The sequence below is a fragment of the Ruegeria sp. AA6 genome (assembly GCF_056542865.1).
Genome location: NZ_JBQGAN010000027.1, coordinates 40,000 through 48,315, shown reverse-complemented (window position 1 = coordinate 48,315; position 8,316 = coordinate 40,000). Strand labels below are relative to the sequence as shown.

The window sequence follows — 8,316 nt, the reverse complement described above, 5'->3', positions numbered from 1 at the left end:
ACAATCTCTTCGGGCTTTGGTCTCTTGTTTGCCATTCGTGGTCCTCCGTTTCCTAAACATAACGGTGGACCAGTTCAGTTGGGGAGGCCCAACAGGAAGCCTGAGCTTTGGCGCCACGGCTTCGTCGGTTTTCGACGTGTATTTCCTGACCTCCGGTGCATCCGGCGGCGACAGTGACCTGATCAACGCGACGGGTGACGCCACTATTGGCGGTACTTTGGTTCCGCAGCTGAACACGCTGCAAAGGGCCTTGCCGCTGGTTATCATCAATCCTGATGGAACTGCGGCGGATGCAGGCACGACAATCGCGGATACGGTGGTTCTGGACTATTCCATCGGTTTGAACGGCGAAACATCTGACGGCAGCTCGGTCGATCTGGTGATTACGCCGGATTACTCGACCCGGAACATGAACCCGAACCAGACCAATATCGGAAACTATATCAACCGTGTTTTGTACGGGCAGGGGGCCGCGCCACAAGGCGAACTGCTAGCGTTGATCGGCAATATGCAGAACGAAGCGGACGTCATCGCCGCAATCGACAGTCTGTCAACGGCGGGTTACGCGGCGGACGCAGTGGATGCGTACTACGGCACCCGCCTGTTTGCGGACGCACTGCACAATTGCGAGCGTTTCACCGATTATCAAGCCGGGGACGATCCGCGCAATTGTCTGTGGTTCTCAGGCGGGCGGTCTTTCTATGATCGCGAACAAACCAGCTTTTACAACGAGTTGGACATAAACAATACCAACTGGTCTGCTGGGCTTCGGTTGCCCGTTGGGAACGAGTTGTTTGCCGGTTTCGCCGTCGGTTATGACGAGATGAGCCTGCAAGACGGGTCGCAGTACAACGCGACGGGTGACCGGTTCAATTTGGGTGCGTCACTGACCAAATACACAGGCGCGTGGGAGTTCGCAGCCATGCTGTCGGCGGGGTGGTCAAATTACGACACGCTCAGTGCTGATGGGGTTCGGGGAACGCTGCCCAACGGGACCATTGTCGACACGGTTGGCGTCAGTGCGATCAAGCACAAAATGAACCATCAGAACCTGCGCCTGAGCTTTGTTTACGATCAAAGGTTCGCGTCCGGCAGTTCTTACTTGCGGCCCGAGATCGCCGTGGATGCAACGCGATTGGCGACAGAAAGCAACGGCGATGCAACGTTGTCGGGTGTCGTTCTGCAGGACGAGAGCGATATGATCTACTCGCTGACGCCCTCGTTGGAAATCGGGACTGAACAAATGCTGAGTTCAACGCAGAAACTGCGTGCAAGTTTTAGGGCCGGTGCGATCATCTCCTCACATGATACTGTTTCGGTGATGGCCGGATTTGACGGCGCAAGCACGGCAGATGGCGGGTTTGCGAACTCCAGCTTCATCGGCAACGCACATGGCCTTGTTTCAGCTCGGTTGGGACTGTTTGCATTGGACGACAGCAGCTTTATCAATCTGAGTCTGGACCACATGTTCGGAGATTCAACTGAGGCTCTGCAGGTAGGTCTCGGGCTAGGGGTACAATTCTAATAAATGAGGATCAGCAGTATGAAAAATTGGCTATGTGCCTTGGGGTTGGCGCTGGGTTCGGCGCAATCGCTTGTCGCGCAGGAAAGCACCGCGCCGCTTTGGTCGGTCAATTGCAGCAATCAGGTGAATGGGGCCGAGCTGATCTGCGAAATGACCCAAAGCATCGTTCTAAGCGAAAACAATCAGAGGTTGGCGACCGTCGCCTTTGTCAAAACGGCCGGCAAAGATGAAACTGAGGCCGTGCTGACTTTACCGTTCGGGCTGCTGTTTACCGAAGGTCTAGTGGCCAAGGTTGACGACGCACAAGTTGCCGAGCTCGCGTTTCTGACCTGCGAAGCGCAGGGCTGTTTTGCCCGTTCGCCTGTTTCGGCAGATTGGATAGCGACAATGCGCGCGGGCGCACAGTTGCGGGTCGAGGCGCAGATCGCGCTTGGTGAACCGATCACCTTTGGGTTTGACCTGACCGGCTTCAGTCAGGCAGCTGATCTTCTGCCGTAAGTGTCAGAGCGCGCGTCAGGTGATGTGAAACCCGCATTCGGGAAGAGCGCACCATTCTGAAAGCAGTTGGGCGATTTCGAGGATCGGATCGCCTGGCTCCATGTCTTCGGACCGCAGAACCGCGTGCCAGGGAACCGAAATGCCGTCTTTCGTTACACCTGCGCCGACAATACGACCTTCTTTTAGCGCTGATTGCAGCGCCCAGTTCGACAATACACTGGTGCCCAGATCCGATGCGACCAGTTCAACAATCGCTTCGGGCAATTCGACGGTGGCAGCCCATTTCGGATAACTGTCGGTAGGTCGAAACAGCAACGCGAATTCGCGATCTGGTTCCGGTACCTTGGTGTAGGTGATAAATGGCTCGCCGACGATATCAGTGCCTTCGACAAAGTCTCGCCCTGCCAGCCGGTGGTTGGGAGGCATAATGTAAAGCAGCGGATCTTCAAAGAGTTTCATACTGCTCAACCCCGCCTGTGAGACGTTCCCGGACATGATCGCGATATCCAAATGCCGGTTCAGCAACCCGCTCAACGGGTCGCTACGCGCGCCGGCCATGATCTGAATGTCGATGCCGTCGGTGCGCGATTTCATGAATTTGATGAAAGAGGGTAGCCAGCGGTAATTGCTGTAAGCCTCGACCGACAGGTGTACTACGTGCTGCACATTGGCATTCATACGCCGCACATCCTCTTCCGCGCGGCTGAGATCGGTCAGGATGCGTTCGGCGACCAAGGCCATGTAATCTGCCGCGGGGGTCCGACGCAGCTTTTTGTGCATCCGGGTGAACAGTGGCACATCCAGCCTGCGCTCGGCCTCGCGCAGGCGATGGGACAGGGCCGAGGGTGTAACCCCGAGTTTCTTGGCTGCATCGGTGATCCTACCGGTTTCGGTGATGGCCTGGATCATTTGTAGATGGCGCAGATCGAGTAGAGGTTTCATGGGGCTTCAGCCTGAAAAAAATTCACGAAATCGAAAAAAATTCGAAATTGAAATTCAGTCAATATAAATGTGAAATCGCTCCAGGTTTTCATCTGGAGCTTTCCCATGAACGTTGACGCTAAACGCGCGATCGAACAGGACAAAGCACATCACGTGCATCCGCAGTCGAATTTGCGCCAGCATGCCGAGCAAGGCCCGACCATGATTACCCATGGCAAGGGGGTGTTCATCTACGATAGCGAAGGTCGTGAGATCATCGACGGGTTTTCCGGTCTGGGTTGCGTTTCGCTGGGCTATCACAACGAACGGCTGTCCAACGCGGCGAAACGTCAGATGGATGTGCTGCCCTTTGCGCCCACTTTCTACAACCGATCACACCCGCGTGTTGCTGAATTGGGAGAGCGGCTGATCGGCATGGCCCCCGGCGATATGAATCGAGTAATGTTCCAATGCTCGGGGTCGGAAGCGAACGACACCGCGATCAAGCTGCTGTGGTACACCAACACCGCCAAGGGCGAGCCGAACCGCCGCAAGATCATCGGCCGGGTTCGCGGCTACCACGGTAACACGGTGGCGACGGTATCATTGTCGGGTCAGCCGCATATGCACGCCAAGTTCGGTCTGCCTCTGCCAGAATTCAAACATACCGAACTGCCGAACTACTATCGGTTCCATATCGACGGCGAGAGCGAGGAAGAGTTCTCGGCGAGGATGGCGGCCAAGTTCGAAGAACTGATCCTGGCCGAAGGTCCCGAAACTGTGGCGGCGTTTTTTGCCGAACCCGCCATATCGGGCGGTGGTGCGTTGATGCCGCCGGAAGGCTATTGGCAGGAAATGCAGGCAGTTCTGCGCAAGTATGACATCAAATTTCTCGCCGATGAGGTCGTCTGTGGTTTTGGCCGCACCGGCAATATGTGGGGCTCGCAGACCTGGGGGTTGGAGCCTGACATGGTCTCCTGCGCTAAGGCGCTGTCTGCGGCCTTCTTCCCGATCTCGGCCCTGATGTTTAAGGACGAGATGTATGCCGACATGCTGAAGAACTCGGACGAGGTCGGCACTTTTGGCCACGGCTATACCTATGCAGGGCACCCGGTTGGCGCTGCCGTGGGGCTTGAAGCACTGGATATCTATGACGAGATCGACCTTGTCGGCCATGTTCGCAAGGTCTCGGCCCGGTTCCTTGAGAAATGCCACGCCATGGCGGATCACCCGCTGGTGGCCGAAGTGCGCGGCGTTGGTCTGTTCTGCGGTTTCGAGCTGATGAAGGATGCAAAAACCCGCGAACCGTTCGATCCCTCTTGGAAAGTCGGTGAGCTTGTGCAGAACTTTGCCCATGATCGGGGCTTGTATCTGCGGGCGATCGGTGACCGGATAAGCTTTATGCCGCCGCTCATCATCAATGAAGACGAAATCGACATCGCAACCGAGCGGTTCAAGGGCGCATTGGATGACGCCTGGGCCGTGGTCCGCGCCAGGATCTGATCCTTTCTTGGGGACCGGGCTCAAGCTCCCATCCCCCCTGTGCCGCCGGTTCTGAACCCTATCGGCGGCGCCTATTTCTGGAATGCCCTCAGCCTGCCAAGGAGAACAGGGATGACGACACATCTGGAACCGAAACTGCCCGACGCGGGTTTGGCCGGAAGTTATATCAACGGGGCATGGCACTGGCCCGAAGGGCGTTTGGTGGTCGAGAACCCCTCGCGCCGCGTGCCGATCTGCGAGGTCGGTCGCGGCACGTCAAGCGAGGTCGACTTGGCAGTCGCCGCCGCCCGTGCCGCGCTGCCATCGTGGCGCTCGTTGGCCGCCAGCGAGCGTGGTAAATTGCTATCGGAACTCGGGCGTCGCTTGGAAGAGAACGCCGAAGAGGTTGCGCGTGTATTGGCCGCCGAATCCGGCAATGCGATCAAGACCCAGTCGCGCGGTGAGGCGATGGGGGCAGCCGGAGTGTTGAAATATTACGGCGGGGTCGCGGTTGAGCAAAAGGGCGAGACCCTGCCGCTTGGCCCCGGCTTGCTCAGCTATTCTACGCGCGAGCCGCATGGGGTTGTGGGCTCGATCATTCCGTGGAACTCACCCCTGCAACTGGGTGCTGTGAAGATTTCGATGGCCTTGGCGACCGGCAATTGCCTCGTGTTGAAACCGGCCGAGGATGCGCCACTGGCGATCCTGAAGCTGGCAGAACTGGCGGACGGGCTGTTCCCGCCGGGCGTGTTCAACGTGGTCACTGGGTTGGGCGAAGAAGCCGGTGCCGCTCTGGCATCGCATCCCGGCGTCGACAAGGTGTCCTTTACCGGGTCGAGCGAGGTGGGCAGGCTGATCGGAAAGGCCACGGCTGATCGCATCGCAAAGTTGACGCTGGAACTGGGTGGTAAATCCCCGACAATCGTGTTCCCTGACGCAATTGCCGACGGTCGTCTGGACAGCACCGCGCAGCAGGTTGCCAATGCCATGCGATTTGCCCGTCAGGGTCAAAGCTGCACCGCCGGATCGCGGCTGTTTGTGCACACGGACATCTGGGATGAGCTGATGCCGAAAGTGGCCGAGAAATCGGCGGCTTTGAAAGTGGGTGATGCACTGGACCCCGATGTGGATATGGGCGCAGTGGTCAACGCTGAGCGTTATGGCGAGATTCGTGCTTATGTGGCCGAGGCCGAAGCAGATGGCGCAAACTTCCTAATTGGTGAGACCCCAGCCGAAGACCCCGTTGGGTTCTGCCCCAACCCGACTATCATCACCGGCGTCGACAACAATTGGCGCATCGCTCGGGAAGAGGTTTTCGGCCCGGTCATGGTCGCCATCCCCTTCGAGACCGAGGAAGAAGTGATCGCGATGGCCAATGACACCCATTACGGGTTGGCGGCGTTCCTGTTCACTCATGACGTTAGCCGCATAACGCGTCTGACCCGCGCCATTGATGCGGGCTGGATTCAGGTCAATCAAGGCGGTGGGCAAATCCCAGGTATGTCCTATGGCGGCACCAAGCAATCGGGCATGGGCAGCGAATACTCCATCGAAGGTGCGCTGGAGGCTTACACGTATCGCAAATGCATCACCATCAATATCGAGGGTGGCGCGTGAGCACGGACCGGTTTGGCAATGCAATAGACCCGGGTGTGGGATACGCCCGAGGTTCAGTGTTACGGGGATCGGCGGATGAGGTGCGCAGGTTGGCACAGGCTGGTCGTGTTGCAGCTGATTTCGTGGCGCGAGAGGGGATCGACAAGATTGCCATCTGCACCGGCAATCTGCGGTTTTACCCTGCGACGCCGGATGACCTGAACTTGCTGTGCGAGGAGTGGATCGGCCCGGGACTGTTCGGGGAGGAATTGCGTCAGGCCGCCATCGCTCATCTGGGCGGGCAGGGGCACGAGGCAGCGGCGGTGGTCAACCGCACCAGCGCCGGGATTGTTGCGACTGTGTTGGCCCATTCTGGCGGCAAGCCGGTGCTGTCATTAGTGGCCGAAGGCGACCGCAGCCACGCCTCGGTCCTGCGCGGGGCGCGGCTGGCCGGAGTGCCGGTGCGCGAAGTGCATGATCTGGAGGCGGTCAAACAGGCGCTGGCGGACAAGAACCCGGCGCTGTTCGTCATCACGCCCGTGACCTCGGAACTGTCGATGCTAAGCGATGATCTGATCCGCGACGCAGTTGCGGCAGGCAAAAACACAGGCTGTGTCATTTTTCTTGATGACGCTTACGGTGCGCGGTTCCGCCCGGTGTTGCATGGTGGCGGCGCGTCGCTGTCCTTTGGGGCCGATCTGATAATCACCAACGCAGATAAGGCTGGTCTGTCCGGCCCACGTGCAGGTGTATTGTGTGGTGACCCCGCAGCGTTGGTTCCCGTGCAAGCGAAGGCCAGCGAGTTGGGGATGGAGGCTCGTGCACCAGTTGCCGTGGGCGCGATGCGCAGTCTGCAAGGCTTCACTCCTGATCTGTTGCTGCAAGAGGCGCAGGATGGTCAGGATTTGGCGGATGCGCTGGAAACTGCGCTTGGGGCTGGTCGCGTGACCCGTTCCGCTTTGGGTCCCAAGATTGACGAACAGGATGCGATGGAGATCACATTAGACATGGCAGGTGCAAAAAAGGCGGACTTGGTGCCCGCCGAGGTGACCGCTGCCATCGGTATGCTGATGCTGCGGGACAAGGGAATTGTAACGGTCAATACACACGGCCAACCGGGCGGGCGCGTCTCGATCCGGTTGAAGCCGACCTCGGGTGCTGTGGGACGGGCCGGGGGCGCGATGGCGGTGGCAGACTGTTTGATGTCGGCAATGCGCCAGACGGCGGCCCATCTGAGCGACAAATCTTGGTTCGCAGCCACGTTGCTTGGAGACACTTGAATGGCCGATACGGCTTTGATCACCCGGCTGGACAATCGGCTGGACCAGTTGGTGAATATCGACATGGGTGAGCGCGGCGTCGAGCACCTGTTCGAAGCGGCGCGCGCGCTTGAGGGTCGATCGCTGGTCGGTGCCGCAGCCGACGCGCTGATGGCCGTGCCCGAGGGCGGGACGGTTGTGCTGACCACCGGCTCGGTCTCGCGTGCATGGATCACGCCCGAATTGGGCGAAAACGACGGTCCTTCGGGCGCGGCGGCGATTGCGCGGGCACTGGTACTGGCGCGCAACGTGACCTGCGTGATGCTGTGCGAAGAGACCCTGATGCCCGCGATCCAGAACACCTGTCAGGCCGCTGGGTTGTTCCCGGTGACACTGGAACAGGCGGCGATTGCGAAGTCGGACAAAAGCCTCGTCACGATTGTCATGTTGCCTTACGCAACTGATGACGCGGGTGGGCAGACGCAGGCCGAGACCCTTTTGGCCGAACTGAACCCCGATCTTCTCTTCTCGACCGAACGGGTGGGGCGCAACGAGTTCGGTGTCTATCACTCGATGCGTGGCATCGACTATGGGATGGGCCGCGCGCGCGTGGATTATCTGCACGATCTGGCGCTGGAACGCGGCATCCCGGTGGTCGCCGTCGGCGATGGCGGTAATGAGATCGGCATGGGCAAGGTCGCAGACCACGTAAAGGCGCATGTGCCCTATGGCGGCACCTGCCAATGCGGCTGCGGCGGTGGTATCGGCGCGGTGACCGGCTGTGACGTGCTGGTGACGGCGGCCTGCTCCAATTGGGGCTGCACCGCGATTGCCGCCGCTATGGCCGCACGCGAAGGCAACGCCAATTTGCTGCACACACCCGAACGCGAAGCCTTGTTGCTTGACACTATGGTCGCCAACGGCCTGATCAACTCTACCCACGGGATCGTTGACGACAGCGTCGACGGCTTCCCTCGCCAAAGCCATATCGCGGTGGCTGAACTCTGCCGCACGATCGTGAGCCGCGCGCTCTGA

Annotated in this window: 7 protein-coding genes; 6 read left to right on the top strand and 1 reads right to left on the bottom strand. The window is 59.2% G+C overall.

The features are described 5' to 3' along the window. Both ACR0LN_RS20545 and ACR0LN_RS20540 read left to right on the top strand, forming a co-directional pair. Nucleotides 1-1,525 (top strand): autotransporter domain-containing protein (locus ACR0LN_RS20545; RefSeq protein WP_480432326.1); only part of this gene is annotated, 1,525 nt, incomplete at its 5' end. Nucleotides 1,526-1,543: 18 nt separating this feature from the next. Continuing rightward, nucleotides 1,544-2,023 (top strand): invasion associated locus B family protein, encoded by a 480-nt coding sequence (locus ACR0LN_RS20540; protein WP_480432325.1) that lies wholly within the window; start codon nucleotides 1,544-1,546, stop codon nucleotides 2,021-2,023. A gap of 15 nt (nucleotides 2,024-2,038) precedes the next feature. Here ACR0LN_RS20540 and ACR0LN_RS20535 read toward each other — a convergent pair whose 3' ends face one another. Next, nucleotides 2,039-2,965 (bottom strand): LysR family transcriptional regulator, encoded by a 927-nt coding sequence (locus ACR0LN_RS20535; RefSeq protein WP_480432323.1) that lies wholly within the window; start codon nucleotides 2,963-2,965, stop codon nucleotides 2,039-2,041. Between the two features lie 105 nt (nucleotides 2,966-3,070). Between ACR0LN_RS20535 and ACR0LN_RS20530 the strand changes: the two genes are divergently transcribed. The 4 genes from ACR0LN_RS20530 (at nucleotide 3,071) to ACR0LN_RS20515 (ending at nucleotide 8,316) form a co-directional block, all read left to right on the top strand. Beyond that, entirely contained in the window at nucleotides 3,071-4,447 is a 1,377-nt protein-coding gene (locus ACR0LN_RS20530; RefSeq protein ID WP_480432321.1) for an aminotransferase, read from the top strand. Nucleotides 4,448-4,558: 111 nt separating this feature from the next. Then, nucleotides 4,559-6,043, top strand: coding sequence for an aldehyde dehydrogenase family protein (locus ACR0LN_RS20525; RefSeq protein WP_480432319.1), 1,485 nt, complete (start codon nucleotides 4,559-4,561; stop codon nucleotides 6,041-6,043). After that, the gene (locus ACR0LN_RS20520; RefSeq protein ID WP_480432318.1) at nucleotides 6,040-7,302 is read left to right on the top strand and encodes a PLP-dependent aminotransferase family protein; all 1,263 of its coding nucleotides are present in this window, start codon (nucleotides 6,040-6,042) and stop codon (nucleotides 7,300-7,302) included. Before ACR0LN_RS20525 ends, ACR0LN_RS20520 begins: the two co-directional genes overlap by 4 nt. Continuing rightward, complete coding sequence (locus ACR0LN_RS20515) at nucleotides 7,303-8,316, top strand: glutamate cyclase domain-containing protein (RefSeq protein WP_480432316.1); 1,014 nt, start codon at nucleotides 7,303-7,305, stop codon at nucleotides 8,314-8,316.

Excerpts from the sequence above, each read along its gene's own strand:
- ACR0LN_RS20540 (WP_480432325.1), top strand. The coding sequence starts at position 1,544 with ATGAAAAATTGGCTATGTGCCTTGGGGTTGGCGCTGGGTTCGGCGCAA.
- ACR0LN_RS20535 (WP_480432323.1), bottom strand. The coding sequence starts at position 2,965 with ATGAAACCTCTACTCGATCTGCGCCATCTACAAATGATCCAGGCCATC.
- ACR0LN_RS20530 (WP_480432321.1), top strand. The coding sequence starts at position 3,071 with ATGAACGTTGACGCTAAACGCGCGATCGAACAGGACAAAGCACATCAC.
- ACR0LN_RS20525 (WP_480432319.1), top strand. The coding sequence starts at position 4,559 with ATGACGACACATCTGGAACCGAAACTGCCCGACGCGGGTTTGGCCGGA.
- ACR0LN_RS20515 (WP_480432316.1), top strand. The coding sequence starts at position 7,303 with ATGGCCGATACGGCTTTGATCACCCGGCTGGACAATCGGCTGGACCAG.